The sequence below is a fragment of the Helicobacter bizzozeronii genome (assembly GCF_900196775.1).
GTDB classification, from domain to species: domain Bacteria; phylum Campylobacterota; class Campylobacteria; order Campylobacterales; family Helicobacteraceae; genus Helicobacter; species Helicobacter bizzozeronii.
Window position 1 is genome coordinate 76,536 of sequence record NZ_FZLB01000041.1, and the last position, 26,996, is coordinate 103,531.

At 46.4% G+C, this 26,996-nt stretch carries 28 protein-coding genes and 2 tRNA genes; 13 read left to right on the forward strand and 17 right to left on the reverse strand.

Going from position 1 to position 26,996, the window contains the following annotated elements; translation table 11 throughout:
• Positions 1-2 precede the first annotated feature (2 nt).
• Genes C5684_RS05495 through serB form a run of 5 tightly spaced genes read left to right on the forward strand, consistent with a single transcriptional unit; the run spans position 3 to position 3,954 of the window.
• A complete protein-coding gene (locus C5684_RS05495) occupies positions 3-203 on the forward strand; it encodes a hypothetical protein (protein ID WP_233708667.1) in 201 nt (66 codons plus the stop codon).
• Between the two features lie 2 nt (positions 204-205).
• On the forward strand, positions 206-802 hold the full coding sequence (locus C5684_RS05500; protein WP_104639659.1) for an AMIN domain-containing protein: 597 nt from the start codon (positions 206-208) through the stop codon (positions 800-802).
• An 11-nt stretch (positions 803-813) separates the two neighbouring features.
• A complete protein-coding gene (locus C5684_RS05505; protein WP_104639660.1) occupies positions 814-2,445 on the forward strand; it encodes a CTP synthase in 1,632 nt (543 codons plus the stop codon).
• Positions 2,445-3,359 carry a pseudouridine synthase family protein gene (locus tag C5684_RS05510; protein WP_104639661.1) on the forward strand — a complete coding sequence of 305 codons (915 nt, stop codon included), beginning with the start codon at positions 2,445-2,447 and terminating at the stop codon, positions 3,357-3,359. The genes C5684_RS05505 and C5684_RS05510 overlap by 1 nt, the downstream gene beginning before the upstream one ends.
• The gene (gene serB / locus C5684_RS05515; protein ID WP_104639662.1) at positions 3,340-3,954 is read left to right on the forward strand and encodes a phosphoserine phosphatase SerB; all 615 of its coding nucleotides are present in this window, start codon (positions 3,340-3,342) and stop codon (positions 3,952-3,954) included. The genes C5684_RS05510 and serB overlap by 20 nt, the downstream gene beginning before the upstream one ends.
• Positions 3,955-4,030: 76 nt before the next feature.
• Here the strand turns inward: serB and C5684_RS09310 are convergent, their stop codons facing one another.
• Entirely contained in the window at positions 4,031-5,302 is a 1,272-nt protein-coding gene (locus C5684_RS09310) for a glycosyltransferase family 4 protein (RefSeq protein ID WP_233708668.1), read from the reverse strand.
• 129 nt (positions 5,303-5,431) lie between these two features.
• Between C5684_RS09310 and C5684_RS05525 the strand changes: the two genes are divergently transcribed.
• Positions 5,432-6,709 (forward strand): glycosyltransferase family 4 protein, encoded by a 1,278-nt coding sequence (locus tag C5684_RS05525; RefSeq protein ID WP_104639663.1) that lies wholly within the window; start codon positions 5,432-5,434, stop codon positions 6,707-6,709.
• Here C5684_RS05525 and C5684_RS05530 read toward each other — a convergent pair.
• The 5 genes from C5684_RS05530 to C5684_RS05550 form a co-directional block, all read right to left on the reverse strand.
• Positions 6,684-7,541 carry a glycosyltransferase family 25 protein gene (locus C5684_RS05530; RefSeq protein ID WP_104639664.1) on the reverse strand — a complete coding sequence of 286 codons (858 nt, stop codon included), beginning with the start codon at positions 7,539-7,541 and terminating at the stop codon, positions 6,684-6,686. The two genes, C5684_RS05525 and C5684_RS05530, sit on opposite strands and share 26 nt — an antisense overlap.
• Before the next feature lie 139 nt (positions 7,542-7,680).
• Positions 7,681-8,718, reverse strand: a complete 1,038-nt coding sequence (locus C5684_RS05535; RefSeq protein WP_104639665.1) for a glycosyltransferase family 4 protein — start codon at positions 8,716-8,718, stop codon at positions 7,681-7,683.
• Positions 8,703-9,572, reverse strand: coding sequence for a glycosyltransferase family 2 protein (locus C5684_RS05540; RefSeq protein ID WP_104639666.1), 870 nt, complete (start codon positions 9,570-9,572; stop codon positions 8,703-8,705). Before C5684_RS05540 ends, C5684_RS05535 begins: the two co-directional genes overlap by 16 nt.
• Positions 9,565-10,794, reverse strand: a complete 1,230-nt coding sequence (locus C5684_RS05545) for a glycosyltransferase (protein ID WP_104639667.1) — start codon at positions 10,792-10,794, stop codon at positions 9,565-9,567. The genes C5684_RS05540 and C5684_RS05545 overlap by 8 nt, the downstream gene beginning before the upstream one ends.
• Complete coding sequence (locus tag C5684_RS05550; RefSeq protein WP_104639668.1) at positions 10,791-11,600, reverse strand: polysaccharide deacetylase family protein; 810 nt, start codon at positions 11,598-11,600, stop codon at positions 10,791-10,793. Before C5684_RS05550 ends, C5684_RS05545 begins: the two co-directional genes overlap by 4 nt.
• A 138-nt stretch (positions 11,601-11,738) precedes the next feature.
• Between C5684_RS05550 and C5684_RS05555 the strand changes: the two genes are divergently transcribed.
• The 4 genes from C5684_RS05555 to C5684_RS05570 are packed head-to-tail and all read left to right on the forward strand — an operon-like array spanning position 11,739 to position 14,257.
• Positions 11,739-12,293 carry a YceI family protein gene (locus C5684_RS05555; protein ID WP_104639669.1) on the forward strand — a complete coding sequence of 185 codons (555 nt, stop codon included), beginning with the start codon at positions 11,739-11,741 and terminating at the stop codon, positions 12,291-12,293.
• A 2-nt stretch (positions 12,294-12,295) separates the two neighbouring features.
• The gene (hemL, locus tag C5684_RS05560) at positions 12,296-13,609 is read left to right on the forward strand and encodes a glutamate-1-semialdehyde 2,1-aminomutase (protein ID WP_199764502.1); all 1,314 of its coding nucleotides are present in this window, start codon (positions 12,296-12,298) and stop codon (positions 13,607-13,609) included.
• On the forward strand, positions 13,599-13,868 hold the full coding sequence (locus C5684_RS05565) for an AtpZ/AtpI family protein (RefSeq protein WP_104628563.1): 270 nt from the start codon (positions 13,599-13,601) through the stop codon (positions 13,866-13,868). The genes hemL and C5684_RS05565 overlap by 11 nt, the downstream gene beginning before the upstream one ends.
• Positions 13,868-14,257 carry a hypothetical protein gene (locus C5684_RS05570; RefSeq protein ID WP_104639692.1) on the forward strand — a complete coding sequence of 130 codons (390 nt, stop codon included), beginning with the start codon at positions 13,868-13,870 and terminating at the stop codon, positions 14,255-14,257. The genes C5684_RS05565 and C5684_RS05570 overlap by 1 nt, the downstream gene beginning before the upstream one ends.
• A gap of 1 nt (position 14,258) precedes the next feature.
• Here C5684_RS05570 and C5684_RS05575 read toward each other — a convergent pair whose 3' ends face one another.
• Positions 14,259-14,753: a KdsC family phosphatase gene (locus C5684_RS05575; protein WP_104639670.1), complete on the reverse strand. Its 495-nt coding sequence runs from the start codon at positions 14,751-14,753 to the stop codon at positions 14,259-14,261.
• Positions 14,754-14,837: 84 nt separating this feature from the next.
• On the reverse strand, positions 14,838-16,091 hold the full coding sequence (locus C5684_RS05580; protein ID WP_104639671.1) for a BspA family leucine-rich repeat surface protein: 1,254 nt from the start codon (positions 16,089-16,091) through the stop codon (positions 14,838-14,840).
• Positions 16,092-16,285: 194 nt separating this feature from the next.
• Here C5684_RS05580 and C5684_RS05585 point away from each other — a divergent pair.
• Together C5684_RS05585 and C5684_RS05590 are read left to right on the forward strand one after the other, a co-directional pair.
• Positions 16,286-16,362, forward strand: a tRNA-Ile gene (locus C5684_RS05585).
• A 21-nt stretch (positions 16,363-16,383) separates the two neighbouring features.
• Positions 16,384-16,460: transfer RNA gene (locus C5684_RS05590), tRNA-Ala, on the forward strand.
• A 108-nt stretch (positions 16,461-16,568) separates the two neighbouring features.
• Here C5684_RS05590 and C5684_RS05595 read toward each other — a convergent pair.
• On the reverse strand, positions 16,569-17,066 hold the full coding sequence (locus tag C5684_RS05595; protein ID WP_104639672.1) for a hypothetical protein: 498 nt from the start codon (positions 17,064-17,066) through the stop codon (positions 16,569-16,571).
• 35 nt (positions 17,067-17,101) lie between these two features.
• Here C5684_RS05595 and C5684_RS05600 point away from each other — a divergent pair, with 35 nt between their 5' ends.
• Positions 17,102-17,986: an aspartate carbamoyltransferase catalytic subunit gene (locus C5684_RS05600; protein WP_104639673.1), complete on the forward strand. Its 885-nt coding sequence runs from the start codon at positions 17,102-17,104 to the stop codon at positions 17,984-17,986.
• Here the strand turns inward: C5684_RS05600 and C5684_RS05605 are convergent.
• From C5684_RS05605 to C5684_RS05640, 8 genes are all read right to left on the reverse strand, one after another.
• Positions 17,969-18,922: a transaldolase family protein gene (locus C5684_RS05605; protein ID WP_104639674.1), complete on the reverse strand. Its 954-nt coding sequence runs from the start codon at positions 18,920-18,922 to the stop codon at positions 17,969-17,971. The two genes, C5684_RS05600 and C5684_RS05605, sit on opposite strands and share 18 nt — an antisense overlap.
• On the reverse strand, positions 18,919-20,280 hold the full coding sequence (locus C5684_RS05610) for a UDP-N-acetylmuramoyl-L-alanyl-D-glutamate--2,6-diaminopimelate ligase (RefSeq protein ID WP_104639675.1): 1,362 nt from the start codon (positions 20,278-20,280) through the stop codon (positions 18,919-18,921). The genes C5684_RS05605 and C5684_RS05610 overlap by 4 nt, the downstream gene beginning before the upstream one ends.
• Positions 20,277-20,900 carry a histidine kinase gene (locus tag C5684_RS05615; RefSeq protein WP_104628570.1) on the reverse strand — a complete coding sequence of 208 codons (624 nt, stop codon included), beginning with the start codon at positions 20,898-20,900 and terminating at the stop codon, positions 20,277-20,279. Before C5684_RS05615 ends, C5684_RS05610 begins: the two co-directional genes overlap by 4 nt.
• Complete coding sequence (locus C5684_RS05620) at positions 20,891-21,175, reverse strand: NifU family protein (RefSeq protein WP_104639676.1); 285 nt, start codon at positions 21,173-21,175, stop codon at positions 20,891-20,893. The genes C5684_RS05615 and C5684_RS05620 overlap by 10 nt, the downstream gene beginning before the upstream one ends.
• A 70-nt stretch (positions 21,176-21,245) precedes the next feature.
• The gene (locus tag C5684_RS05625; protein ID WP_104639677.1) at positions 21,246-22,253 is read right to left on the reverse strand and encodes a YeiH family protein; all 1,008 of its coding nucleotides are present in this window, start codon (positions 22,251-22,253) and stop codon (positions 21,246-21,248) included.
• A gap of 63 nt (positions 22,254-22,316) precedes the next feature.
• Positions 22,317-24,845 (reverse strand): protein phosphatase 2C domain-containing protein, encoded by a 2,529-nt coding sequence (locus tag C5684_RS05630; RefSeq protein ID WP_104639678.1) that lies wholly within the window; start codon positions 24,843-24,845, stop codon positions 22,317-22,319.
• A complete protein-coding gene (locus C5684_RS05635; RefSeq protein ID WP_104639679.1) occupies positions 24,835-25,512 on the reverse strand; it encodes a vWA domain-containing protein in 678 nt (225 codons plus the stop codon). The genes C5684_RS05630 and C5684_RS05635 overlap by 11 nt, the downstream gene beginning before the upstream one ends.
• Positions 25,513-25,536: 24 nt before the next feature.
• On the reverse strand, positions 25,537-26,996 hold a 1,460-nt coding region (locus C5684_RS05640; RefSeq protein WP_324761467.1), incomplete at its 5' end, for a hypothetical protein.

Here is a 26,996-nt window from a genome sequence, read left to right on the forward strand (position 1 = left end):
GGGTGTTGTTATTTTTTGGTGCATTGGTCGCACTGGGCATTTACTTAGGCGGGTTGTTTTTTGGGAATAACTCCTTTGAGGTGTTAAACGCGCTAGAACAAAGACAAGAAACATTGCAAAGTGCCGTGCAGAACTTGCAATATGAAAATGCCAAACTCCAAAAACAACTCTTTGAGCTCAAAGAATTAGAACCAAAGAAGTGAATATGTCCAAATGGCTGGGTATTTTGCTGGTTTTAAGCGTGTTGGGGGCTAGAGATAACCCCTTTGTGCCCTCCAAAAAAGCCCAACGCATGGATACTAAGTTCCCTAAAGATGAGGTATTTGATTATTTCAAGTCCATTAAGGTTTCTTTGCCCACCACCGCTAGAGTCCTCTCTAAAATCACCATTTTTTACCAAGATTTGGATGGCACAACCCACACCCAAGAGGTGGATATTAACCAACACATCGACTGGCACTACCCGCTCAAACTCACTCAAGAGGGGGCATTTTTGCAACCCGAAAAGAGCACTTATAGCATTGGAGGGTATGAGTTTTGGATTCGCGAAAACAAGCTTTACTTGAGGACAGCAGATACTCTCCAGCGATCCTTTGTGCTCATTGATCCTTATCGCCTAGTAATTGACATTGATCGCAAGGCAAAGGATTTGAGGCAGGAATTATCCATTAATCATAAATATGTCCGCAACATCGCCATCAACACCCATGATAACTTCTACCGCTTCATCATCACTTTAGATGGGCAATACCAGTATAAGATCGATCAAAAAGACAATTACCTAGTTGTCAATCTGTATTAAAAGAAGGAAGCATGCAAACCAGATTTGTTTTTATTACTGGGGGGGTTTTGAGTTCTTTGGGCAAGGGGGTGGCCTCTAGTAGTTTGGCGCATTTATTAAAACTCTGCGCCTTTAAAGTGGATATTTTAAAGATCGACCCTTATATCAATGTGGATCCGGGGACACTTAGCCCCTTTGAGCATGGCGAGGTCTTTGTAACTGCTGATGGGAGCGAAACGGATTTAGACATCGGGCATTATGAACGCTTTTTAAACAAAGATTTTTCTAAAGCCAACAACTTCACCACCGGGCAAATTTATTTGAGCGTGATTGAAAAGGAGCGGGAGGGCAAATACTTAGGCAAGACCATCCAAGTGATCCCCCACATTGTCGAAGAGATCAAGGAACGCATTTTAAAACTGGGCGAGGGCAAGGATTTTTTAATCGTGGAGGTGGGGGGCACGGTGGGCGACATTGAGGGCATGGTCTATTTAGAAGCCATTAGGGAGCTTAGAAGCGCTCTGGGTTCTAAACAAGTCGCCAATATCCATGTAACTTTAGTGCCCCTCATTGCCACCAGCCATGAACTCAAAACCAAACCCACCCAACATTCCATCATTGAATTGCGCCGTTTGGGCGTGAGTGCTAATATCATTCTAGCCCGCTGCAGCCAAGATTTAAGCCCTGAGATCAAGACCAAGATTGCCAGCAGTTGCGATGTGTGCGTGGAAAATGTGATCCAAGCCAAAGATGCGCCCACCATCTATGCCTGCCCCACGCACTACCTCCAAGAGGGGCTTTTAGATGCGCTCTTTAGGCATTTCAACCTACAAGCCTCTTTGGATCAGCATGCCCTCCAGCAATGGGAAGACTTGGTCTATCACATCTTAAACCCCAAACGCACGATCAAAATTGGCTTTGTGGGGAAATATGTCCATCTGGGCGAGTCGTATAAAAGCTATTTGGAGAGCATGGTCTGTGTGGGGGCGCACTTAAAAGTAAAAGTTGAGGTGATCTTTATTAATAGCGAGGATTTGCAAAACCAAGAGGGCGAGAGCGACACACAATTAAAACAACGCATCGCCCGCACTTTGCAAGATTTGCAAGGGATTTTGATCCCCGGGGGGTTTGGGCATCGTGGGATTGAGGGCATGATCAATGCGATCACCTATGCTCGAGAAAACCATGTCCCCTTATTTGGGGTGTGCTTGGGGGCACAGCTCATGGTGGTAGAATTTGCTAGGCATGTGCTGGGCTTGAGTGGCGCGCACTCTAGCGAGTTTGATAAAAATGCCCCCCATAAGGTGGTGGATTTGCTCCACAGCCAAACCAACACCACGCACAAGGGTTCTAGCATGCGCCTAGGCACACACGCCATCACCCTCAAAAAAGACTCCCAAATCGCCCAAATCTACCATGCGGAAAATATCCTAGAGCGCCACCGCCACCGCTACACCATCAACCCTGCTTACCTAGAAGATTATGCTAAACATGGCTTAGAAGTGATCGCCACTAGCCTTGATGACAACCAACAAAGCATTATAGAGGCTTTGACCCTCAAAAACCGCTACTTTTTCTTGGGCGTGCAATACCACCCCGAATTCACCTCCCGCTTAATCGCTCCTAATCCCTTGTTTAAAGCTTTCGTGCAAGCCTGCATGTAATGCCCTTTATTGAGGAAGTTTTCACGCCCAAAGCCCCCACAAAGGCGGCTAAATTTGTGGCTGAGGTTCTAGCTTGTAGCCTTAAGCAAGCCCAAAGCCACATCGATCGGGGGCGTTTATGCACCATGCAAGGGCAAAAACTCCACAAGGCACAAATTTTAGATCAGCCCGTGCGCCTGCTCTTTTTCAAACCCGCCCTAAAACCTAAAATTACCCCCATTTTCAACACCCCCTTTTTTGCCCTTTACTACAAACCCAAAAACCTCTATAGCCACCCCAAAAACCACCACACTGATAGTCTTTATGAAAGCATTTATGCCCACAACCCCCAAGCGCGCTTGATCCACCGCCTAGATTATGAAACCAGCGGGTTAGTTTTGGTGAGCCAGAGCAAGGCGCACGAAAACGCCTTAAGGGAGTTGTTTAGCACCCGCCAAATCCAAAAAACCTACCTAGCACGGGTTATGGGGGATATGCGTTTGTATGCCAGTGGGGCTTTTAGCGTGATCTTGCCTATTTTAGAACCTTCTAGCATTCGGGGGGATTTGGGCGTGCGCTCAAAAATTAGCACACAGGGCAAATTTAGCGCAACTACTATAGAAATACTAAGCTATAACCCAAAGACCAACCAAACCCACTTAAAAATCACCCCCCTAACCGGACGCACCCACCAAATCCGCTTGCATTTAAGCGCACTGGGTTTTCCCATTGTGGGCGAACCGCTTTACACAGAGGACACACAAGCACGGGCGTATTTGGACGCTAAAAAAGCAGATTTTTTGGGGGAGTGGGCTACTTGGCAAACCCAGCTAGCCCTAGAAGCGGTGGGCTTAGATTTTAAACTTTTGGGGCTATTTTTTGCCCTACGCCTACCCCAACAACAAAAGGAATCCCATGAAATTAGCGGTCTTTGATTTTGACTCGACTTTGGTCAATGCCGAAACTTTGGAGGTTTTAGCCCAAGCTTATGGCGTTGGCGTGGATGTGCAAAATTACACGCTTAGAGCGATGGAGGGCAAGGCAGATTTTTATGAGAGCTTGCTAGCAAGGGTGGCGATGCTTAAGGGCATGGATGCGCGCAAGGCTCAAGAAATTTGCCAAAACTTACCCCTGCATACAGGAGCGCACGAAGTGGTGCAGGGCTTGCACCAAAGGGGCTATAAGGTGGTGTGCTTTAGTGGAGGCTTTACATGGGCGACTGGGTTTTTTAAAGAAAAATTAGGCTTAGATGGGCACTTTAGCAACGCCTTACACACCAAAGAGGGGGTATTAAGCGGTGCGGTGAGCGGTCCTATGATGCGCTCTGACTCCAAAGCCGAGATGTTAGCTAACTTGCAAGAATTATTACAAGTTAAACACACCTTAGCCATAGGCGATGGGGCCAATGACATCAGCATGTTTAAATTAGCCGATGTGAGCATCGCTTTTAATGCCAAAGAGATCACCAAAAAAGCCGCCAGCGTGGTGACACAAACCCTAGACTTGAGGGAGGTTTTGGAACATGCTTAACTCTTAAGAACCAACCTGCGGTTTTTATTGTGTTTATGCGGGCGAGTCTTGATTTTTGACAACCTCTTTAATTCCATTAGTCTTGAATCACAGATTCTATCTTATCTATAATCTTTTCATAAGTGTATTCCTTAATCGTATGGTGCATTTCTTGGGACATTTGGTTGTAATAATCTGGATCGCCCAGTAAGGCATTGATTTTTGTAGCCATTTCTAGAGGGCTATTAATGATTAATTCTGCACACAAATCCCGGACATTACCCACATCGGTGCAAATAAAGGGGATACCAAATTGCATGCTCTCCAAAATCACCATAGGAAAGCCCTCTTCATGGCTGGCATGCAAAAAGAGTGTGGCTTGTTTAAAAACCTCCAACACTTGCTCGCGTGGGAGTTGGTATAAAAAATGCACCTCTCTAGTGCCGTATGTGTGATCCAGCTGTGTTTTTAGAGTCTTGAGAGAATCAAGGGTATCCCCGGCATTTAAAAACCCCACAAAAACCAAAGGAATGTCTGCTTCACTGCGGTAGTAAGCCTCTAGCACGGCATCTTGACCCTTTTCCTTGTAGTAGCTTGAAACATTCAACACATAGGGCCCATCGCCCCAATTATTTGGCACAGATTGTGTGTTGTGTGTTGTGTGTTGTGGGCGTAAATAGCTTCTTGGTAAGGTTTTAGGCGGGCAAATATCTTTTTCAAAAACCCCATTGGGCAACACATCGATATTGGGGCAATAGGGCTCAAAATACGCATACCCATGGCTACGCTTGTGCAAGAAAAAAACGCGATCATAGTCTTTTAAACACTGCTTGAGTTTGGCGCGCAACAAGGGAATGTAGGCGTTTAATCTGTAACGCTCAGGGTTATAGAGAATTTTTTTGACCCAAAGTTTGAGATGTTGCACAAAGCCTTTGGGGCCACCATGCATGAGTGCATATTCCCCATGGGATCGCAAGATTTTCTTTTTAGCGGAACACACAGGCAATAAGTCAAAAGTCAGATCACTTGTCCAAGCCCAAATCCCAGAAGCGATGAACAGATCGCACTCAAAGTAATGCACAAAGTCCTGATAGAGTGCCACTTCGCCCTTCCAACCCTCCTTGTCATAAATGTCCATCTCGATCACAAACAAACGGGGCGCAATTTCGACGGCTTCTCTGCGTATCGAACCACTAGAAACAATTGAGATACCACCCTCCCTTTTGAGTTGGAGCGGGCCATAGGTGTTTGTTGTGATCACATAGACCACATGCCCGGCTTGGGCTAAGGCGTAGGTGAGATTATAATCGGCAGTGGCTCTGCCCGCCTGTAGAGGGTAATATTGCTCGGTGCTGTAAAGAACAACCATTGGGCATCCTCAATCTAGATATGGCTCATACTAGCCAAACTTAGATTAAAACCAAAATAACGCTAATAATTAACAAGCCTAGCAAGCCCTTGTGTTATAATCCCCTATATTCTCAAACTTAGGATTCCCATGCGCATTCTCTTTTGCACCAGCCAGTATTACCCCTTGCAACTAGGGTGGGCAATGGCAGATTACCACTTGAGCCTAGCCCTTGCTAGGGCAGGGCACAGCGTCTTTGTCTGCACCAGTGATACCGACACGCTCGGGTTGCAAACCCTCCAATGGGAGGGCATAACGCACAACCTCACCAGTGGCAACACCACCAAAGAGGCCATAGAAATCGCCCCTAATCTGTTTGTAATTGGGTTTCATATCTATACGGAAGGCTATTTGACTAAGGGCGAGATTGTTGCTTACCGGGATTTTGTGGTGCATTTTGATGGCGATCTCCTGTTTTGCTCAGGAATTGCCAATGCCCACACCCTGCACTGGGCGTGCGATCTGTTCTATGATTTGTTGCCCACTTTGAAAGTTAAAAAAATATTGCGCTTGGAGGATACGCCCCCTATTTGGCAAGACCATTCATGGAAGCGCCGCTTTAAAGAAATCGCCAAGATCTGCTTGCTCCGCTTGGGTAAAGAAAAGAACTATTTTAGGTGGCTCAAACGCACGCTTGAAACGCACCTTAAAGACTTTGATCGTGTGTTTTTCCTAAGCCAAGACACGCATGCCTACCACACTTTGAGTCCCCTTTGCTCTAAAGTCGGTATTTTACCCCATGGGGTTTTACAGACCTACCCTTCTAAGAGTTTGCAACTCCCCTTAAATGTGCCCACAGAACCTAGCGGGGATTTAGAAACCCTGATGCAAACCCCCTATTTGCTCAGTGTCTCTAATTACAGCCTGCATAACAACCATGATCAAATTTTGCAAGCCTATTATTTAAGCCAAGCACAAATCCCCTTGATCTTTGTGGGGTCCTACAACGATTCGCACACCTTAGGCATGCTCAAAACCCGCAAGCAAGAACTCGATGACCAACATGGCTTTAAACCCGTGTTTTTTTTGCATTTTTTAGAACGCCCACAAGTCTTGGACCTCTTTGCCCATGCCACTTTGTTTTTGCACGCTGCCCCCCATTTATGCTACCCCTTGGTGATCTTAGAGAGCATGCAATATGGCTTGCCCTTTGTGTGCATGGATATTGGGCAAGTCAAGCAACTTTGTGCCGATCTGGTGGTGCAAACCCCCCAAGACATGGCACATAAAATTGATGTTCTGCTCAGCGACCCGCAGTATTACAACCAAATCGCCCAGACCCTGCATGCCACGATTCAAAACTACACTTACGATCAGATTCTCCCCCCATTTTTAGAGACCCTTAGCGCAGATGGGCGTAGCGTTTGAGAAACAAGCGGTAATAATAATAACGGCGGGCAGTGAAGAAAGCAGAGGTCAAAAAGCGAGTGAGGAATCGCATAGAGGGTTTATAGGTGCTGGTCCGTAAGTCAGTAGAATCGTCTGATGTGATCGTTGAAATCGTGTGGTATTTACTAAACCCCGCACTCAAAGGGATATAGGTGAAATTGGGGATTTTATGGGCATGCACTAAAGAAAGTAGGTTATCAGCTGGCTCGGTGAAGTGCAAACTCGCGCTCACAAAGGCTTTTGCTGCCTTGGGAGTGAGGTAATAAGCAGATGCGGCAAAGACATCAAAGGCAGACAAATAAAAATGCTCTTTTAAAATCACTTCAACTTTGGGGTCGGTGGGCAGCACTTGCGACCCGCCTATGTGGGCAATGGCCGATCTTTTGGTTTTGATCTCCCAAAAGGTGGCAAATAAGCGCACAAAATCAAAGGGGCTTTGCACGCAATGCGCCACGCTTTCATAAAAATGGGGTTTGAGAATCACATCATCTTCTAAAATCACGATGGGGCGGTTGAGCTCAATGCACTTGAGCCACAGCATGTAATGGCTGGCATAACAACCTAGCTCCTCGGGCAGTAACTCCCGCCCGTGCATGCCTCTAAACCATTCGCTCTCTTTAAGCCATTTAGGGGAATAGGAATTTTCAATCAATCCACTTTTAAAATAATCGCTGTGCTTGTCAATGGCATCAAAAATTTGGAATTGCAATTTGAGATCGCCTTCTTGAGCGGGTGGGTTGTCGATGATGCTTTGGCAATGTGCGCGCCGGGGGTGATCTTTGAGCGAAACGAAATAAACAGGCAAGAACATGGACATCCTTAAACTAATCAAAATCCTAAAATAGGCAAATCCTTAGCATTATAACTTAAAACCAGCAAGTAAGGGCAATTAGCAACGCCAAACCCCCTTGGCAAACAACCATGTTTTCTGTGTTAATCTTTAAAACTACTCAGAGCACATAGGCTTGCACTTGCTTGTTATCCTTAGCCTCTAAATCCCAAGCTAAAGCCCCCTCTAAGAGAGTTTGGTAGCCAGCAGGGCTTAGACCCTCTAAAAGCCCTATTAAGCCCACAACATCTTTTGGATCAAAGATAAAGCCATTGACCCCCTCTTGCACCAGCACATGCGCCCCGCACGCCACGCTCACAAATACTGGCAACCCCACAGCCAACGCCTCTTCCACCACCAAGCCCCAAGGCTCGCTCAAAGAGGGCAAGATCAAGCCATCAAAAGCACAAAGAAGCGGGGTTAGTTGGGCATTCTCAATCGCCCCTAAAAACGCCACATTGGGGCTTGCCATTTGTTTTAAGGGCGATTCTAACTCTCCTATGCCCACAAGGCTTAAGGAAAAATTAGGCAAGTTGTGGAACACCCGCAACAAAAATTCTAAATTTTTAACCCCACTCAAACGCGCCACACAGATGAAATTTTTAGTATAAGAACGCTTATTCCTACAAAGTAGGGGTTTGTGGATGATCCCCACACCTTGGGTGATTTTAAGCTCCCCCTTAAAGCCTAGCACCTCTAAGAGTTTGGCATGCCTATGTGAGCACACAAACGCCTTTGAGATACGCTTTAAAAAAAAGCGCTTGAGCCACGCCTTCACCCCCCGTGTGGCACTCTCATAAATGCTTGATTCCACCACGATCGCATTTTGGGCCTTAGAGCTGGCTAGCACCCCTGCCCAAAACTCCAAGCAATCCCACCCCCCCACTAGCAACCATTTATAGGACTTTTGCCTTAAAATCTGGACTAATTGGTAACTATTTTTCCACAAGGGGCGTTCTTGCAAATTGCCCGCAAAAAGGGTGGTGTGCTCAAAGTGTGCATTTTTTAAACCCGTAAAATCCCCCGCGCGTTTTTCTTTAGTTTCAGATGCCAAGAACACCACAAAGATTTTTAAGGATTTGGCTAACTCGTTGTAGAGATTGACCTTGTAAAACACGGGTAAGGGGGTGATGATCACATAATCTAGACTTTGAGCCACTTAAGAGCCTTTTTAAGATAAAACTTAGCCAAAATCCATTTTTCAATGGCTTTGAGCACTAGGGGCGGGGCGATTTGGTGGCGCGCCTTGATTGTTGCCCATTCTTTAAAAATCTCTAACTCTTTATCAGCCCCTAGCCCATCTGCACGCCAGCGCGCCAAAACCTCACTTTTAGCCACAAATGCGGGGAAGTTGTGGTAACAACGCATTAAAAATTCATAATCCATGCTAAAGATCAAATCTTCATCAAAGAGTCCATAGGTGTTAAAATAATCCTTGTGGGTTAAAAGTCCTTGGTGGGGGATGAATTTCCCTAATAGGAGATTTTGGTGTAAGTTTTTTAAATACTTGGAGGTGTAGAGCGTATTGCCTTGTTCATCCACACGCACCACCCGCGCGCTCACCAGCATTTGCCCCTGCACGCCTGCCATCACTTCTTGCAAGGCATTAGGGGCAACAAAGCCATCGCTATCACCCTGAAAATTAATATAATCCCCAAAAGCCAAACGCACGCCCCGATTGAAAGCCTGTGCAATGCCCCTATCTTTCAGACTCATAAAATAATCAATTTTGTCTGCATGGGCTTGTAAAATGGGCAAGGTATCATCGCTCGAGCCCCCATCGATGACCAGTAACTCTAAATTGGGGTAAGTTTGATCCAAAATACTCTGCAAGGTCGCTTCTAGGAAGTTTTGGCTATTTAAGGTTGCCATGATCACACTCACTAGGGGCTGATGAGGCATGCTGTGCTTGAAAAGCCCCTTAGTCCTTAAGCCCCCTTGCAGGGTTGCCCTAGGGTAAGTGATGAGTCGCTCAAAATGCTCAGAATTTTCTAGCTTGGGGGGGTTATCCATGTAAAATGCCCTCATAAAGTGTAATGTATTTTTTTGCGACCACCTCTTGGCTAAAATGTGTTTCTGCGTGCATGCGTGCATGCGTGCAAAGCTTAGGATAATCTGGAGTGTTTAACACCCATTTTATCCCCGCAGCTAAGTCCAGCACATCAAAGGAGCGGGCCAGATAGCCATTTTCTTGGTGCTTGATTAGATCGCCATTACCCCCCACGCCAAACGCCACAACGGGCGTGCCGCATGCCAAACTCTCTAAAATCACATTGCTTAAATTTTCTTGACGGCTGGGCACGACCACCACATCCACCGCATTATACAACGCCACCAAGCTAGCGCTATCCGTGAGCCTCCCCAAGTAATGTGTCTTGAAGGGTAAATGGGACGCACACTTAGGGGTGTCTGCCCCAAAAATCACCAGTTCGATTTGTTGCCCTTTAAGGTGGTGCAGGGCTTTTAACAAGAGGTCCGCGCCCTTAATAGGGTTGCTTGTGTCCATAGCCCCAAAAGCCACTAATGGGTGGGGAGTATCCAAGCCCAGCAATTGCTGGCAAACTTGTTTGTCTAGGGGCTGGTAGTGGTGGGTGTTGATTGGATTGGGGATCACGCAATGGGTTTTATCTTGGAGCAAAACGCTCTGTCTAGCCCGTGTGCCGATCCAATTACTCACACCCACCACGCACAAATGGGGAATTTTGGCATACGCCCGTTTTTTCATGTTAAAGCCAAAGGTGGCTAGATCGTAATCAAAGGGGCTATTTAAGATGCAAGAATGCCTATAGGCATGTTCGTTTTCATCATCATAATAATGATCCCCACCGCTAAAAGCCCACATGTCATGCAAGCTCCACACCAAGGGTGTGGGGATTTTGGGCAAATCATAGATGGGGATCACCCCCCGCCCGATCCAATGCAGATGCACAATACTAGGCTTGATCTTTTCAATGGCGCGCAACACCCCACTAAAGGGCAACCAACCAATATTAAATGTGCCTTTTGTGCGCTTGGGGTAGAGCAAAATCGGGGCTTTGTCCAAATAAGGGCGCAAGCGCGCCCACGCTTTGCTAAGACCTTGCGGGCTTAAAATGCGATCACCAAGCACGCCCCCCCGTGTGTCTTGCACATAGACTAAGCTATCCACCCCCGCTTGTAAGAGCGCGCCATGTAAGCGCAGAGCAGCCCGGGCTGCTCCGCCGGTGAGGGTGGCGTTTAAATGGAGGATTTTCACAGGGTGGCGATCCGGTGTTTGCGCAAACGCCAAATCTCATGGAGCTTGAAACCATCCTCTAACATCACACGGGGCAAACAGGTTAAAAAATCCTTGTGCTCAGGGTAGAGTGTCCCCCGCCTCGTGGTAACCGCGCTTTTTAGCCCTAATTCTTGCACCACCTCCACCTCCCTTAGCCCCGCTGTCCCCACTCTGCCATAGGGGTAGGCAAAATGGTAGATTTTCTGCCCCAAATGCGTTTGTAAAATGGCGTTACCTTTTTGAATCTGTTCTAATACACTCTCTCTTGTGGGGAGTTGGCTTAATTTGGGGTGGCTTTTAGTATGCCCGCCAATGGTGCAAAGCGGATGAGCATGGAGGGCTTTTACCCCCTCCCAGTCCAGCATTTCAAGCCCATCACTCCAATCTAGGCTATCTGCCTCCATGCGATCGATGAGATCGGTGCAAATATAGGTTGTGAAGGGCGCGTTGTGGGCTTTAAAAATGGGGAGGGCATGATCTAGGGTGCATTGAAACCCATCATCTAAGGTCCAATGCACGATCTTAGAAAAATGTTTGCCCTTTTGCAAGAGATCGCAGATTTCATCCAAGCCCACAAAACTAAAACCCCGATCCTTTAGGAGGGTCATGAAGCTATCTAAAAAGGCGGTGGAAACCCCTATGCTTTTGGGTAATTTCTCTTGCGTATCCACCACGCGGTGGAGGGTGAAAATCACGCCCTGCCCTTGGTAGTAGTGGCGCACAAGGGGATTATGGGACAAATCAGCCAAAATCCGTTTGCACGCCTGCTTTAAGATTTCTAGCACAAAAACCCTTTTTCTCTTATACTAACATGGCAAGACCCGTGTAGAACTTAACCACTTAGGGCAAATGAGGGGAGTCTTTGTGCTATAATAAAAATCCTTAGGGCTAAAGCCCATATAAAACAAATTAAGGGAGATAAGATGAAAAAATTTGCCATAGCAGCGTTGCTGGCATCTGCATTGTTGCAAGCCAATAGTTTAGACACCACTAAGGTTAGCATGTCTTTTACCGCTTTTAAAACGGCTAAAAAGGTCGGTGTAGAAGGCACTTTTGACCACGTGCTCTACCGCTTTAACAAAGACACTTCCAGCGTGGCGCACATGCTGGATAAAGCCACCGCTACAATCAATGTCGCCCAAGTCAATTTGCACGATGAGATGAAAACCAAGAATGTCAAGGAAGCATTTTTTGACCAATTCAAAGATCAGAGTCTTAAAGTAACTTTTAGAGATGTGGTGGCTGGGGAAGATCAGGGGACTTTATTAGCCTCTGTGCGCATGAATGGTAAGAGTGTGAAAGTGCCCATGAGCTACACCATTAAAGATAAAGAATTGGTCGCTACAGGCGTGCTAGACATCATGGAATTTGGTTTAAAAGATGCCTTCCACAAACTTGCTGCCGCTTGCAGTGTCCAGCATGAAAAATTAACTTGGTCGCAAGTGCAAATCACCTTTAAAGCCGGACTCAAAGATTAAGCATGGCTAAAAAAGAATTGGGGCATGCACTCTTGCATAGCATCAATGATTTTAACGAAGCCAAACAGGTGATCGCTGGGGGGGTTAATTCCCCCGTGCGTGCCTTTAAAAGTGTGGGGGGCACGCCACCTTTTATCTATAAAGGGCAGGGGTGTTTCTTGCACGATGTGGATGGGAATGTTTATGTGGATTTCGTGCAAAGCTGGGGTCCCTTGCTCTTTGGGCATGCTGATAAAGAGATTGAAGAGAGGGTGATTGAAACCTTGCAACGGGGCTTTAGTTTTGGTGCGCCCACAGAGTTAGAGACCACTTTAGCTAAAAAGTTGGTGTTGCGCTATGAGGGCTTAGAAAAGGTGCGCTTGGTGAGTAGTGGGACAGAGGCGACCATGAGTGCGATCCGCCTAGCCCGCGCCTTTAGTGGCAAAGATGATATTTTAAAGTTTGAGGGCTGTTACCACGGGCATAGCGATAGCTTGTTGGTGGGGGCGGGTAGTGGGTGTGCGACCTTTGGCGTGCCCTCTTCGCTAGGTGTCCCGCTAGATTTTAGCCGGCATACTTTAGTCGCCCGCTATAACGACACCGAGTCGCTCAAGGCGTGCTTTAAACAAGGCAATATCGGCTGTGTGATCATCGAGCCCATTGCGGGGAATATGGGCTTGGTGCCGGCTAAGTTGGAGTTTTTGCAAGAATTGCATGCCCTATGCGCTCAACATAACGCCGTGCTGATCTTTGATGAGGTGATGAGCGGGTTTAGGGCTTCTGCTAGTGGTTCGCAACATTACCACCATTTAGTGCCCGATTTGGTTACCTTTGGCAAGGTCATTGGGGGCGGACTGCCTCTAGCCTGCTTTGGGGGGCGTTCTGAAATTATGGATTTGCTAGCCCCTGCAGGGGGGGTCTATCAAGCCGGCACGCTGAGTGGTAACCCTGTGGCTGTGGCGGCTGGGATTGTGGCATTAGAAAAAATCCAACGCGATCCCACACTTTATGACAGATTGCAAGCCCTAGCCTTGCACTTTAGCACGGGCCTCAAGCAAGCCGGGGAGGCGCATGGTTTTAGCGTGCAAACTTGCGTGCTAGGGAGCATGTTTGGCTTTTTCTTTAGCCCCCAAGAGGTGCAAAACTTTGAACAAGCCAAGCAGAGTGATACTAAGCTTTATGCCACCTTCCACCAAAAAATGCTCCAAAAGGGCGTGTATCTTGCCCCCTCTGCCTTTGAGAGTGGCTTTATCTGCACGCCCATGGATATAGACATCTTAGATCAATGCCTGCAAAAAGCGCATGAGAGTTTTGAGGAAATTAGGCATGGAGTCTGATCCCAAATTTAAAAAGGTGATCGAGGGGGCGGACGCTTTGAGTTTGGGGATTTCCATCGTGGTGGCGATCTTGATTGGCATTGGGATTGGCTATGGTTTAAAAAAGCTGACCGGTCTAACTTGGCTCTTTTGGCTGGGCGTGGCTTGGGGGGTTGGTGGGGCGATCTTAAATGTCTATAAGGCTTATAAAAGAACTAAAAAATCCCTAGATGAGCTAGCCGATGATCCCAAATACCAGATTTTCAAAGACAAACCTTGATGTGCTTGAAATGCGTTTTGGTGTTGCTAGCCTACCATGCTTGCTTGGTGGGGCTTGTGGCTCTCAAGTGGGGGGCACTGGGCGCGCTCAACTTTGGGGCGAGCTTTTGGGGCTTTTTCTTGATCTTGCTGGCAGGCTATCAAAAGCTTAAAGCCGTGTTGCAAAACACCCAAGCGGATAAAACACCCTCTAAATTTGCCCATTTTACTTTGGGGGTGCAAACCTCTATGAGCTGGCTTAAATTGGGGGCTTATGCGCTTTTACTTGTCTGTTTGTTTGTGCTGATGGATTTTAAAATCTTTATGCCCCTGCCCTATCTGCTGGGCTTGGGGGTTTGCTTGATCGGAGTTTTAGCCTTGCGTGCGCTTAAAAAACTCACCGCAAACTAGCTTAGGACTTTTTGAGCACTCTAGGATTGCCAAACCATAGATCGATGAGGGCGCGCACGCCCCCCTCCCCCCCGCTCTTAGTTGAAACCACAATCCCGCTTAAGGCTTTTAGGTGGGGGTGGGCATTGGCGACACAGCCCTTAAAGCCTACATGCTCCAACACAAGCAAATCATTAATATCATCGCCCACATACGCCACCTGCGCAGGGGTGATATGCTCTTGAGCACAAATTTCTTGCAATGCCTCTAGCTTGCCCTCAGGGGTGCAACCTTGATAGAGGTAGTCCATTTTGAGCCGTTTGGCACGCTGTTCCACAATGGGCGTAACCTCGCCAGTCAAAATCCCTATTTTAATCCCCCTAGCCTTGAGCAACTCAAAGCCAATCCCATCAGCCACGCTGAATTTTTTAAATTGCGCGCCATTTTCAAGGTAATACATCCCCCCATCAGTCAGCGTGCCATCACAATCGCACAAAAATACCTTAATATCGTTCATCTTAATCCTTTTGGCTCAATGGCGGCTATGATAGCCAAGCAAGGCGGGCATGTCAAGCCCTAAAGCGTGGGGCTTTAAGCAGTCTTAGGCGCGATACCAATGGGGGAGGGTTGTGAGGGAGGGGCATCTTTCAAACATGCCTTCCATATCCTCCGTATTAGAGACATCCCAATTATCTAAAGGTCGATTGAAACGGGTGCATCCATTAAACATGTTAGACATGTTCGCTACGCTAGAAGTATCCCAATTTGCTAAAGGCTGGTTAAAATTCTCACACCCGCCAAACATATTTTGCAAACTCGTTGCACTAGAAACATCCCAGCCATCTAAGAGTTGATTAAAATTCCAACAACCTGCAAACATACTCCCCATATCCTCCACTCTGGAAGTATTCCAGCCATATAGGGGCTGGTCAAAGACACTACAAAAGGAAAACATGCCTCCCATGTCCTCCACCCTAGAGACATTCCAACTATTCAAGGGTTGATTAAATTTCTTGCAGCCACTAAGCATGCCACGCATGTCTGTTACGCTTGAAACATTCCAACTATCTAAGGACTGGTTAAAATTTTCACAACCACAAAACATATGAGACATGTTTGCGACTTTGGAAACATTCCAACTATCCAAAGATCGATTAAAGCACCTACAACCACAAAACATATGCTTCATGTTTTCTACCCTAGAAACATCCCAGCTAGAGATGTCGTGATTAAAATGGATAGCTTTCTCAAACATACCCTCCATGTTATTTGCATGAGACACATCCCATGTCTCCAACCCATCGAAATTTTTTCTATTAGACTCGGAAAACACAAAACTTAAATCCGTAATCTTGCTAATGTCAATATCCCCCAAATGCACGCTCTCATCGGCGACTAATTTTTTCAACTCCTCTTTGCTTTGGGGGATATATTTTTTAGCACCTTTAGGCGTGGCAAAATTTTGGGGTGTGGGCTGGCTGGACTTGTGTAACCCCTCTAGCACACTCTCTAAATCAGCAACGCTATTTTGCAAGCCCTCTAGCACCTCTAAGACCTCTTGGGCGTTGGCGGGTTTTTCTAACACGCTCAAAGGTGCGGTTATCTTGGCTTGGGCGTGCTTGAGTTTAGTCAAACTCTTTTCTAGCTCTAAATCATCCTCTTTTAAGCTCGCATAATAATCTCTTAAAGCCTTGAGCGCACCGCTTAAAACTTTGCTAAATGCGCTCAAGCTGGCATAAAGTTCCTTAGCCTCTTGCTGGACATCTAAGCCCTCTTCTAGGGCACTTTTGCCCAAACGCATAGCCCGCTTAATATTTTTAAGCTCTTGTGCCAAATTTTCTAATGCTTGTTGCATAAAAACCTCCTCGATTAATATAGGACTTGATTGTAGCATAAAAGAAGTCTCATAGCACGGCGTAGAGTTTTAAAAAGCATAAATTTGGGAACAACAGATAATTATGCTTGCAATAAAAAATGTTTAAGGAAAAAGACGCTATAATGGTCTCTTTAGTTGCTCTCTTAAGGGTGGTTGTTTAGTGCTTTTGTTAAGGGCTTATAGCTCAGGTGGTTAGAGCGCACCCCTGATAAGGGTGAGGTCAGAGGTTCAAGTCCTCTTAAGCCCACCATTCCTTTTTGTTTCTTTTTTTGGGGGATTAGCTCAGTTTGGGAGAGCGCCTGCTTTGCACGCAGGAGGTCAGCGGTTCGAGCCCGCTATCCTCCACCATTTAGCCAAGTTTGCTTTTAATCCTAACTTTTTACACCAAGTCTTAGAATACACACCGACCTTATTTTTGGAATTTATCCCACATGGGTTTTTCTCATTGGAGCAGACCTAAAACATAGGCACGGGTACGCGGTAGGCAAAATTCAATAAAATTGTGCCCAGCCCCTCAAAGTCGATCTCTAATTTGGCTTCTTGCACGGATAGATAATCCAATTTGGCAAAGGCGATCAGATAGCCCTTAGCGTATCGGTTGGTCGTGTAAAGCACATCATCAAATTCAGCTTTGCTAATTTCGCGACTCCACATGGGCTCGAGCGCACCACGGGTCCCATAGAGTTTATAAGAGATCAAGTCATTCTCATAAATACTTGCATCTTGACTGAGCACCTCCACAAAGAAAAATTCGCGTTCATGGTAGAGCACGGGATCCACATCGTTTAAATGCGTGGCAAACACGCTCACTACGGGGCGTAGGTCTTTAATGATCTCGCCCTTGCGGGTCGCTTGGGTGCGCTTTTCGGCTAAAAAGTCAGGCTTATAGGCTTGGTGGAACCCCTCCCCACACCCTGCCCACAACAACACCCCCAAGAGAAGTAAAATTCTCATGTTATAATCCTTCCATCTTGATTGAAAGCCAATAGATGAATCTTATTTTAACCCAAGATTTGCACGATGCAGAGGTTTTAGCCCTCTTAAAGCGTGCCAACACATTTTTAGCCCAAGATTTGCAATATGGAGGGTCTTTAAGCCATAAAGTCATTGTGGCGTTGTTTTTTGAGCATTCCACCCGCACGATCGCTAGCTTCCAAAATGCCGCCTTTAGATTGCATGCGCATTTTAACGCCTTTAATATCCAATCTAGCTCGACCAAAAAGGGTGAGAGCTTGCTAGACACGCTTTTAAACCTGCAAGCCATGCAAATAGATTTGCTCATCACCCGCCACCACCACTCCAGCGCAGCGCATTTCTTTGCCAAACATTTAACATGCCCGATCATCAATGCCGGGAGCGGATCGCTAGCCCACCCCACCCAAGCCCTGCTAGATTTACTCACCCTTTATAACCACTTCAACGGACAATTACAGGGCAAAAAAATCGCCCTTGTGGGGGATATTAAAAACTCTAGGGTGGCTAATAGCAATATCCACCTGCTCCCCCGCTTTGGGATTGAAGTGATCTTGGTTTCCCCGCCCCATTTTCTACCCCAAACCACGCTCAGACACACGTCAAATTTACAAGAAGCCTTAGAAGAAGTGGATATTGTGATGAGTTTGCGCACCCAGACAGAGCGCCATTCCTTGCAAACCTATGGGTCATTGCAAGATTACGCACACCATTTTTGTTTGAAACAATCCATGTTAAGAGACAAAGAGATCATCATTTTACACCCCGGACCCGTGCACCGAAACATTGACATTGAAGACTCTTTATTAGACGATCCGCGTTGTAAGGTCCTCGAGCAAGTCAAGCTAGGCGTGGCTTTACGCATGGCATTGCTTGAATTGATGTTATCTGAGTCTGTGTAGTATCTGGCTAAACGCATTCTTAAAGGCAATTAAACCCTTTTCTAAGAGTTCTGAATAGAGTTCAGAATATAATAAATCTGTAGCCGTTGCGTTGAGGTTTTTAGAGAGGGTGGGGGGTGGGCTAGGCTCGTTGTAGTAGGCGTGCAGAGCCTCTAGGGGGGCGGTGCTAATGCTGTGTTCTAATTTAAGGGCTTGCAGGTAGTGATCTTTAGGCAGGCTAGGGTCTTTAACGCCCGTGCTGGCAAAAAGAGGGTAAATGGTGTTAGACACCCCCCGCACTTGCTCGTAGCACGCTAGGGCATTGCCAATCCCGATTTTGTTTTGCAAATGTTGTTGGGTCCCTAAAGAGAGGTGGGAATCTTTTAATAAATCATTGGCTTTGGTATCCACCCTAGAGACAAAGATACTCACCACCGCCATCGGGGCTCTTCTTAGGGCTAGGGCACATAAGCGCGCCTGCTCGGGGCTAAAAACTAAGGTGGCATTTAAGGGCATGTCCTCACCCTCTGCCAAACATTCCATCACCTTGATTCCCTCGTTTGTGGCGGGGATTTTAATCATCACATTGGGCATGCCAATGCGCTCAAACAATGCCCGTGCCTCTACAATGCTTGCACTGACATCATTTGCCAAGTTGGGATCAATTTCTAGGCTAATATAACCCGTGGCTTTGTTTTTCTCCCACAAAGGCAATAACATTTGGGCGCATTGTTTGATGTCCTCAACCACCAAAGATTCATAAATATCCTTAGCCGGGGTTTGAGTGGCTTTAAGTTGTTTAATATTCTCTTGATAGGCGGGGGAGCTTAGGGCTTGGGCAAAAATAGTCGGGTTAGAAGTTGCACCAAAAATACGGCGGTTCTCTAAAAGCTCCTTAAATTGCGTGGTTAAAAAAGTGCGCTCGATAAAATCACACCACAGATAATGATCTTTCATGTTCTCTCCTCATAGTAAGTTTTCACCACTTCCCTATCATCAAAGGAGAGGTTTTGATCCCCAATGATCTGCACGCTCTCATCGCCCTTACCCAAAATCAGCAAGACCTCATCGCTTTTGAGTGCCTCAAGGGCTAGAATAATCGCCTTTTTGCGATCCACCTCTAAGATCACTTGGGCGCACTTGTGCTCAGGGACACCGGCTAAAATCTCTTGCATGATTGTTAAGGGGTCTTCATCTCTAGGGTTATCTGAGGTGATATAAACCTGCATGGCATGCTGGCTAGCGATCGCGCCCATTAAGGGGCGTTTGCTTTTGTCCCGATTGCCCCCCGCCCCAAAAAGGGCTTTAATTTTATGCCCCTTAAAGCTATTAAAAATCTGTTCAAACCCATCGGCGGTGTGGGCAAAATCCACAATCACTAGAGGCTGAGAATGCACCACCTCCATACGCCCCTGCACGCCTAAGAAGTTTTGTGCCAATGTGCTTAAGTTCTCTAAACTCTGCTTTGTTAAAAGTTTTACACACAAAAGCCCCCCCAAGAGATTATAAAGATTATGTAGTCCCATTAGAGGGGAGTGCAACAAACACGCCTCATGTATGCTCTTTTTGGGCGATCGATACCGCAGACTGGGATTTTCCCAAAACTCCACATGCGCACTGAGGCTAGGTAATAAAGAATATGCGCTCACGCTCAAGTGGCTTTTGGCTTCAATGCCATACCCATAGGCGTTCGTGGGGTTGAAACGCACATGGGGATCATCGCGGTTAATGACTTTTAAGCCCGTATCTTGCAAGAAGGCGTTTTTAACTTGGCGGTAGGTGTCTAGGTCTTTGTGGTAGTCAAGGTGATCGCTGGTGATATTGGTGATCACCTTAGCGCTAAATTCTAGCCCCAAAATGCGCTCTTGAGCGATCGCATGCGAGCTAACCTCCATCACAAAATAACTTGCCCCCTCTTGCTTGGCACGCTCAATATCGCTATAAAGTTCTAAAAGTGGGGGTGTGGTCAGTCCTTTAGGCTTTAGGCGTTGATCGTTGCAAAAAAACCCCCTTGTGCCCAGCAACGCACAAGAGTAGCCCAAATCCAACAGCAAGGAATAAATGAGGCTTGCGGTGGTGGTTTTGCCATTGGTGCCAGTAACCCCAATGATTTTAAGCCCCAAATCAAAATGATCTTTTAGCTCTGTGGCATTAATGTAGGGCGTGTTGGGGAATTTTTCTAAATGGGCTTGTACGAAGACTTGGTTACTGGGGGTTTTAAGCAACAAGCAATGCGGATCGCCCAAATCACGGGTATCATCGCTAATGGCACTAAAGACCCGCCCGCAAGCATTAATTTCTTTGGCAAGTTTCATTTTTTAGAGGCTTTGAGGGCTTGTTTTTCTAAAAGCAAGGCTTTTTGCAAGATAGCACTAATGCGTTTGTCATACCAAAGCAACTCACGCATGTTTTCAATGTAGGAAATCGACATCTCATAAAACTGGTTGGCAACCAAATTGTCTAAAAACTCATAAAAATCCTCTTTTTTATCAAAGATCACTTTGGTGCTAAACATGAGATTTTCAAAGACCTCTTTAAAATTCTTGCCCGCACACATCGCCTTAAAATCAGCATATAAAATCCCATCCAAGCTCTCCGCCTTGAGCTGGTTTTCTTGCCCGAACATCCGTGCCATTTTGCTCAAACTCTCATCAAAGGAATTAATCAAATCCAAGATTTGGTTTTGGATACTGGTTCTATAACGGCGTGGCTGGGAGTCTAAGAGATTTTGATAAAGCTCATAGAAACTATGGGCTTCTTTGGGGAAATCTAGGGCGATGTCGCTTAAGAGTAAGCCGATCTTGGCATGTGCGTCCAAAGGCTCTAAAAACAAGGCTTGGGAGAATAAAAACAACGCCCTAAAATATTGTTTCTGCAAAAAAGCCTTATAGCCTTGCGTGTTTAAGGATCGTTTCTTAGGATCACTTATGGACATGCACCCTCTTTAAAAAGTTGCCGGTATTGCTCTTTGGATACATGCACCACCTGCATATCAGGGTGAATCTCCTCTTGCAAGCACCGCTCAATGCCAAATTTAAGCGTGTTGGCACTGCTAGGACAGCCCCTGCAAGCCCCCTCTAGGCTCACATAGACTTTAGCTTCCTTGATCCCTAGCAACACCACATCGCCCCCATCTCTTAAGAGCATGGGGCGGATCTTCTCTAAAGCCATCTCTACGGGTTTTTGTAATTCTGCATCGCTAAAAACCATCATCACTCCTTAAGACATTTCATTATAGCTTATATCGTATTCTGAGCAACTTATAAACATATTGGCAACCCTACAGCAATAACTTAACCAGCCCAAAGCCCCCCACCACCAACACACCCCACAAAATCAAAGCCAAGCTAAAGGCCTTGCCCCCCAGCTCTAAAAACTGCTTTAAATTGACCTGCAAGCCCAAAGCCACCATCGCACACACCAAGCACGCAACCGAGAGTTCCCGTAAAATCTGCACGCCTTGCGTTAAGGCTTGTGGGCTCACAAAGCCACCCAGCTCAGGCAAAAGCGAATGCAACACCACCACGCCCAAAAAGGCAAAAGCAAAATAGGGGATTTGTAAGGGCGTTTTTTGCGTGCTGGGTGTAGCGCGCTTGAGATAGAATAACACCCCTAAAAGCAAGGGGATGAGCATGATCACACGCACCATCTTAAGCGTGATCGCTACCTTTTGAGCCTCTGCAGAAATGGCACTAGCCGCCCCCACCACATTAGCCACTTCATGCAAGGTCGCACCGATATAAATGCCCGCATGCAAGGGGCTTAGGGGGATCAAGCCTAGCTGGTAAAACAGGGGGGTTAAAAACATGCTCAATAACCCAAAGACAATCACCGACCCGACCGCCACCACGCCCTTATGGGGTGCGGACTTTAGCACACTCTCTAAGGCTAGCACGGCGGCCGCCCCGCACACCGCACTCCCACACGCCACCAACATTGCTAAATCCAACTCCAAGCCCATTTTACGCCCCACATACACGCCCAGCAAAAACACCCCCACCACCACGATTAAAGCGATGATCAAGGGCATATAGCCATAGTGCAAGATGTCATGCAAGGTTACATTAAAACCATAGAGGATAATCCCCAAACGCAAGAGTTTTTTAGCGCTAAATTGCACGCCCGCCTGCGTGGCTGTAGCGATTTTGGGGTATAAAAAAGAGAGGCTAAAGCCTAAAAACACCCCCACCAACAGCGGAGAAATGTGGTGCTGTGCTAGCAAGGGGAAATGCGCCCCATAAAGTGCCAACGCCCCCAGCCCAGCCACAAAAATAAGCCCTAAAAACATCTAGCCCCCAAGCGTGGTTTTCACTAGGATAGCACAAAAGGGCAATATTAGATACTAGATCGGCTATCTGCTAGGGGGATTTTTAGAGATTTTGGCGTGTAATTTTTGCTCCGACTCGCTTAAAGACTCCGTGCTCTCTTTAACCAACATGATCACACTACAATCATCGGTTGTTTTTTCTTTAACCCGTGTTTCTAGCAAAGTTTCTAAAGAAGCTTGCACTTGATCGCGCATGCCCGGAGCGCGCGCGACATTCATATAATCTTGCAACATGGTTACTAAGGTGCGTTCCTTATTTTTATAAAAAGACTCGCCTGCCCCATCAGACATCAACACAAAGCCCGTAAAATGCTTATCGCTCAATTTGCCCTTAAACACTTTTGCGCTTAGGGCGGCATCTTTAGAAGTAGTGAAAATCGTTTCGTTGCTAAATTCGCCATTATCGGGGTGGCTAGCAACCTTTAACTCACGCCCTTTGAGCACCCCACAGATGCCATCGCCCAAGTGCAATAATAAAAACGCATCGTCCTTAATAGCCACTACAAGCAAAGTAGAGGCGAGATCGTGCAAATTGCATGCTTTGTTTTGGATCACCTCTTGGAGTTTTTGTATCTTGTCTTGTAAGGTGATTTTCAAGTGCGGGGCATGGCTTACAGATCGCCCCCACTCCCTTTTAAAGCGCTCTATAAGTTGCTTTTCTCCCACCAACACCTTGTCTAGTTCTTGCATACAAGTATTTAAGGGGAGTTTATGGAATGCTCTTAAGTCTTCTGTCCGCCAAAGAGTTTGTATTTGGAGCTGTTGGACACACGCTTGTAAATCAGCACAGCAAACACCCAGAGAATCCAAGCATTGTTTTAGTGTTCTCTCTAGGGTCGTAACCTCGCTTTGAAAAGCTTCTAATCGTTTTTGGTCCTCTTGCATGCTCTGAAAATCGCGCGCCTGTGTTTCTAGGGTTTTGATGTGATCTAAAAGGGCATTGTATTTGGGTGCGATCAAAACCTCTCTAGTGGGGGGAGTTTGGGGCTGTTGGGGGTTATTAGATTTTTCCCGATGCTTTTCTAAGCCATCTCTTAAACCACTAAAGGCGCGTGGGCTTGAAACTTGCCCGGGCAAGCTCGAGCTTAAGGCTTTGAGATCAAGATTAAGCCGTGTGCTTTGCGCGGCGTAACCCTCATAGAGTTTAAAGTCTTTTTGCAAATTTTCTTTTTGGGTTGCAAACAAGATGGCTTGCAGAGTCGAAAACTCATAGGGTGCGCTTGAACTATCTAGCTTGGTTTGGAGTTTGTCCAAACGCTCGTTTAGATTCTCCTCCAAGTGCGACACATCGCGTTTTAAATCTCCAAACCGCTTTTCCAAGCGCGTGCGCTCTTGCTCTTTGACATGTATCTGGTTTAAAAGATCGCTTTTATAGGCTTGCGTGGTTTTGTTGGCTTGCTGGATTTGCGCCCTAATTTCTTCAAGATGCCCCCTAAGTTTCTTGTGTCTGCTCTTTACAATGATTGATAAAGAGTCTAAACTTTCCTCATCCCATTCCTTAAAATCGACCCTTTCTACTCTGTCTAAGAATGTTTGATAGCTCTCAAAACAGCGCACAATTTGTTGTTTTAGGGTGTTTTTATGGCTGGTGATCGCTCTTTGTATCTGCTCTGAGTTGTAGTCTTTGAGAGCTTTAGAGGGCATGGTTAGTGGTGTGGAACTGGGTTTAGAAAGAGGGGTATTTTCTAAAGTGTTGAGCACCCTCTCAGACTCCCCTTGAGTGTCGCTTCCTAAACCCACTAAGTCCAAACACGATTGCAAAAACCTTTTAAGCCCCCCTTTGCGCTTGTTTTTGGCTTTTTCAGTAGCCTTATCAATTTTATCTTTGATGGTGTAGTATTGTTTCTCTATGGGGGCGATTTGTTTAAATAATTCCTTAGAACTCTCCTCGCTAAAGAGTGCCAAGTGCGCCCTCTTAATTTCCTCCTCTAATTTTTCAAGCGTATCCTTAAGCGGGTTAAAATCGAGTTGGTAAGCCTTGCCTTGAAAGGCGCGTTGCAATATCTTAATCTTATCCCACATGCCTACTAGGGCTTGTTGGATAGGTTGTTGGGCTGCTTGTTTGCGTTTTTCATGGTTTTGATGGGTGCGCTCTTGCAGAGTTTGCAGAGAGTCTATTAGGGACAAGTGGTATTTTGTTTGCCAATTTTGAATCGCTTGGATTTCCTCCAAAAGGGCTTGAAAAATGCCCTCAATGTCGCTTTTATCCCTTTGGAGCACATTTGTTTTTTGGATAGAAAATTCTTGTAAGGTTTGCAACACCCGTCCCAAAATCGCGCTACTGACATCCCTAGGATGTGCCATGTGGGTGTAGTGCGTGAAGTTTTCACGCAAGTCTTGTGTAACGACCTTTAGCGTCTCCTCTGCGCCTAAATGGGAAAATTTAGCCGAGCCCGCCCCATCGGCAAGGGCGATGATAGCTACCTCACTGGGATTATAAGTTGTGGACTCAGAGGGGCTAATCTTATCTTGGCAAGGGATGGGTGGATCGTCTAGCTCGTGTCCTCTGCCCCGCACAGCATCCCCGGCAGTGTGCCAATTCTCAGTCGACATTCATTTCCGCCCAATCGTCCATAGGAGGCATCGACACTTTTTGCCCGGGGCGTGATTGGGAAACCACGGCGATACTGGCTGCCAGCCATTTAAAAAACTCTTTAAAATTCAAGCCCTTCAACTTAACAGGACGGCGCAGAGGGGAAAACTGCCCCAAAATGTTCGCATCGCCCCCCTCTACAATGATGGGGAAGATCGAAAGTTTCTTGTTATTAGCTAGATCGCTTGATCGTCTAGACGCACTGCTAATATCATCTGTGGGCTCGCCATCGGTGATGATGACTAACCATGGCTGAAAATACTCCGTGCCGCTGTCTTTATATTCTTTTTTGCGCTCCTCAAGTCTATCAAGGGCTTCATTCACCGCTGCACCCATAGGGGTATATCCCCCTGCATTGAAACTAGGCGCGGACTCATCGCGGATACTTTGAAAATCTTGCACAAGACTCACCCCATTATTCCCAAAGGTTACAATGCACACATCCGCAGCTTGTTTGGCAATGGGGTGATCATTCACCGCTTCATAGAACAAATCCACGCCCTGATTGACCTCCCCAATGGGCGCACCACTCATAGAAGAACTGGTATCTAAACAAAGACACACCGGCACTCTCTTAGTGGGGTTGTCGGCTAACTCATTGTCGTATTCTGTATCTAAATCATTCATTGTTACTCCTTTGTTATGGTGGATTTATAATTGTTTGTAGAATTTGTCTAGGACATCTAACCACTTGGGTGGGGAGAGGCGTTTTTTAGCACTATAAAACTTGCCCCCTTTTTGAAAACTCTCATGAAAATATTCTTGTAATTGGGGGCTCAAACGCACCCAGCTATCCCTAGCCCTCCCCTGAGGCACCAAGGACATATCGCCCCCGCTTAAGGGGTAGGCAAATGCGCCTTGTTTCATTGCCTCATCGCGCCCTAAACCTTTGTGGTTATAAGGATGCACGCCTAAAGTGAGGATCACAAATAACAAGCAAGCAATGGCAAAGTATTCATCACTCTTAGAACGCATCACTTCGGTCATGTGCTTGCCTAAGTGCTCGGGCACAAGGTAGGCGGGGTCAGCCACCGGGCAAGGGTATTTATCCACTTGGTAGCTATCACAATCAATAAAGAATATTTCAGCATTTTGGGTAAACATCAAATTATTGGGGTTGATGTCGCCAATTAAAATCCCCTTGTCATGTAAGGACTGAATGGTCTTTAAAAAATTCATGCACAGGCGCACCAAATCCTTCATGCCCCAGTTGGGGATGTGCATGACTCGATCCTTAGAGCCCCCTAAAATGTGTTGTAAGGTTTTGCCCTCTGCTTTGGGCATCAAATAGCCCACGCATTCGCCTTGTTGGTTTTTAAGCAAGCATGTGGGCATGCACACCTGCTTACTGACTTTAATTTTAACCAACAGAGCGAGCTTTTTGGGGGTGTAGTCGGGCACGCCCCCAGTCTGCACGCTTTTATGCTTGTGCCCATAAATTTTAGCTAGCATGGGCGTGTTGGTGGTGTAAATAATCCCTTCACCCCCTTGACTTAACACTTGAACTAGGCTAGTGCTGTGTTGCTTGCCACTGTGATCATAAAACACCTCTTCCCCCTCTTGGGGCACAGAGCTTAATTGTAATTTACCCGTAGAAATGTGGGGTTTGTGGTGTTTGGGCTTGCTAATATCCTCTTTGATCTGTGCGTTGAAAAACTCAAAGCACTTTTTGGAGACAGAGAGAAACAGAATGGTACTTTGTTTAGAACGGGTGGCAATTTGGGCTAGGGCTTTATTTCTAGTGAAAAGTAAGCTTTTTTTGGATTTGATGATTTTGGTGAGTGCGTCCGGCACACTGATAATCTCCCTTTGGATAGAGAGATACCTTTTATATGCCTTTTGGTAGTGTGGGTCACTAGTGCGTTGTTCATTGATACGCTCTAAGACATCTTCAGGGACACCGATTTTCTTTTGGGTTTTTTGTAAAACCTCTTTGAGGATGTCGTTGTAAATTTTCCAAAACACACCCTCCACCAGCGCGCTTTCGTCAATTAAAAGCGTGTCATGCCTTTGAATCAAGGCTAATAGGTCAGGCTTTTGTTTCATCAGCAACCAAACTCCTAAACCCCTACCCCTATCCGCCCCCGCCCCGGTGAATGGGTGAATGGGTG

Excerpts from the sequence above, each read along its gene's own strand:
- C5684_RS05630 (WP_104639678.1), bottom strand. The coding sequence starts at position 24,845 with ATGTCGACTGAGAATTGGCACACTGCCGGGGATGCTGTGCGGGGCAGA.
- C5684_RS05580 (WP_104639671.1), bottom strand. The coding sequence starts at position 16,091 with ATGCAACAAGCATTAGAAAATTTGGCACAAGAGCTTAAAAATATTAAG.
- C5684_RS05595 (WP_104639672.1), bottom strand. The coding sequence starts at position 17,066 with ATGAGAATTTTACTTCTCTTGGGGGTGTTGTTGTGGGCAGGGTGTGGG.
- hemL (WP_199764502.1), top strand. The coding sequence starts at position 12,296 with ATGGCTAAAAAAGAATTGGGGCATGCACTCTTGCATAGCATCAATGAT.
- C5684_RS05610 (WP_104639675.1), bottom strand. The coding sequence starts at position 20,280 with ATGAAACTTGCCAAAGAAATTAATGCTTGCGGGCGGGTCTTTAGTGCC.
- C5684_RS05505 (WP_104639660.1), top strand. The coding sequence starts at position 814 with ATGCAAACCAGATTTGTTTTTATTACTGGGGGGGTTTTGAGTTCTTTG.
- C5684_RS05620 (WP_104639676.1), bottom strand. The coding sequence starts at position 21,175 with ATGGTTTTTAGCGATGCAGAATTACAAAAACCCGTAGAGATGGCTTTA.
- C5684_RS05525 (WP_104639663.1), top strand. The coding sequence starts at position 5,432 with ATGCGCATTCTCTTTTGCACCAGCCAGTATTACCCCTTGCAACTAGGG.
- C5684_RS05510 (WP_104639661.1), top strand. The coding sequence starts at position 2,445 with ATGCCCTTTATTGAGGAAGTTTTCACGCCCAAAGCCCCCACAAAGGCG.
- C5684_RS05540 (WP_104639666.1), bottom strand. The coding sequence starts at position 9,572 with ATGGATAACCCCCCCAAGCTAGAAAATTCTGAGCATTTTGAGCGACTC.
- C5684_RS05570 (WP_104639692.1), top strand. The coding sequence starts at position 13,868 with ATGTGCTTGAAATGCGTTTTGGTGTTGCTAGCCTACCATGCTTGCTTG.
- C5684_RS05565 (WP_104628563.1), top strand. The coding sequence starts at position 13,599 with ATGGAGTCTGATCCCAAATTTAAAAAGGTGATCGAGGGGGCGGACGCT.
- C5684_RS09310 (WP_233708668.1), bottom strand. The coding sequence starts at position 5,302 with ATGGTTGTTCTTTACAGCACCGAGCAATATTACCCTCTACAGGCGGGC.
- C5684_RS05530 (WP_104639664.1), bottom strand. The coding sequence starts at position 7,541 with ATGTTCTTGCCTGTTTATTTCGTTTCGCTCAAAGATCACCCCCGGCGC.
- C5684_RS05600 (WP_104639673.1), top strand. The coding sequence starts at position 17,102 with ATGAATCTTATTTTAACCCAAGATTTGCACGATGCAGAGGTTTTAGCC.
- C5684_RS05635 (WP_104639679.1), bottom strand. The coding sequence starts at position 25,512 with ATGAATGATTTAGATACAGAATACGACAATGAGTTAGCCGACAACCCC.
- C5684_RS05625 (WP_104639677.1), bottom strand. The coding sequence starts at position 22,253 with ATGTTTTTAGGGCTTATTTTTGTGGCTGGGCTGGGGGCGTTGGCACTT.
- C5684_RS05575 (WP_104639670.1), bottom strand. The coding sequence starts at position 14,753 with ATGAACGATATTAAGGTATTTTTGTGCGATTGTGATGGCACGCTGACT.
- C5684_RS05615 (WP_104628570.1), bottom strand. The coding sequence starts at position 20,900 with ATGTCCATAAGTGATCCTAAGAAACGATCCTTAAACACGCAAGGCTAT.
- C5684_RS05605 (WP_104639674.1), bottom strand. The coding sequence starts at position 18,922 with ATGAAAGATCATTATCTGTGGTGTGATTTTATCGAGCGCACTTTTTTA.
- C5684_RS05500 (WP_104639659.1), top strand. The coding sequence starts at position 206 with ATGTCCAAATGGCTGGGTATTTTGCTGGTTTTAAGCGTGTTGGGGGCT.
- C5684_RS05555 (WP_104639669.1), top strand. The coding sequence starts at position 11,739 with ATGAAAAAATTTGCCATAGCAGCGTTGCTGGCATCTGCATTGTTGCAA.
- serB (WP_104639662.1), top strand. The coding sequence starts at position 3,340 with ATGAAATTAGCGGTCTTTGATTTTGACTCGACTTTGGTCAATGCCGAA.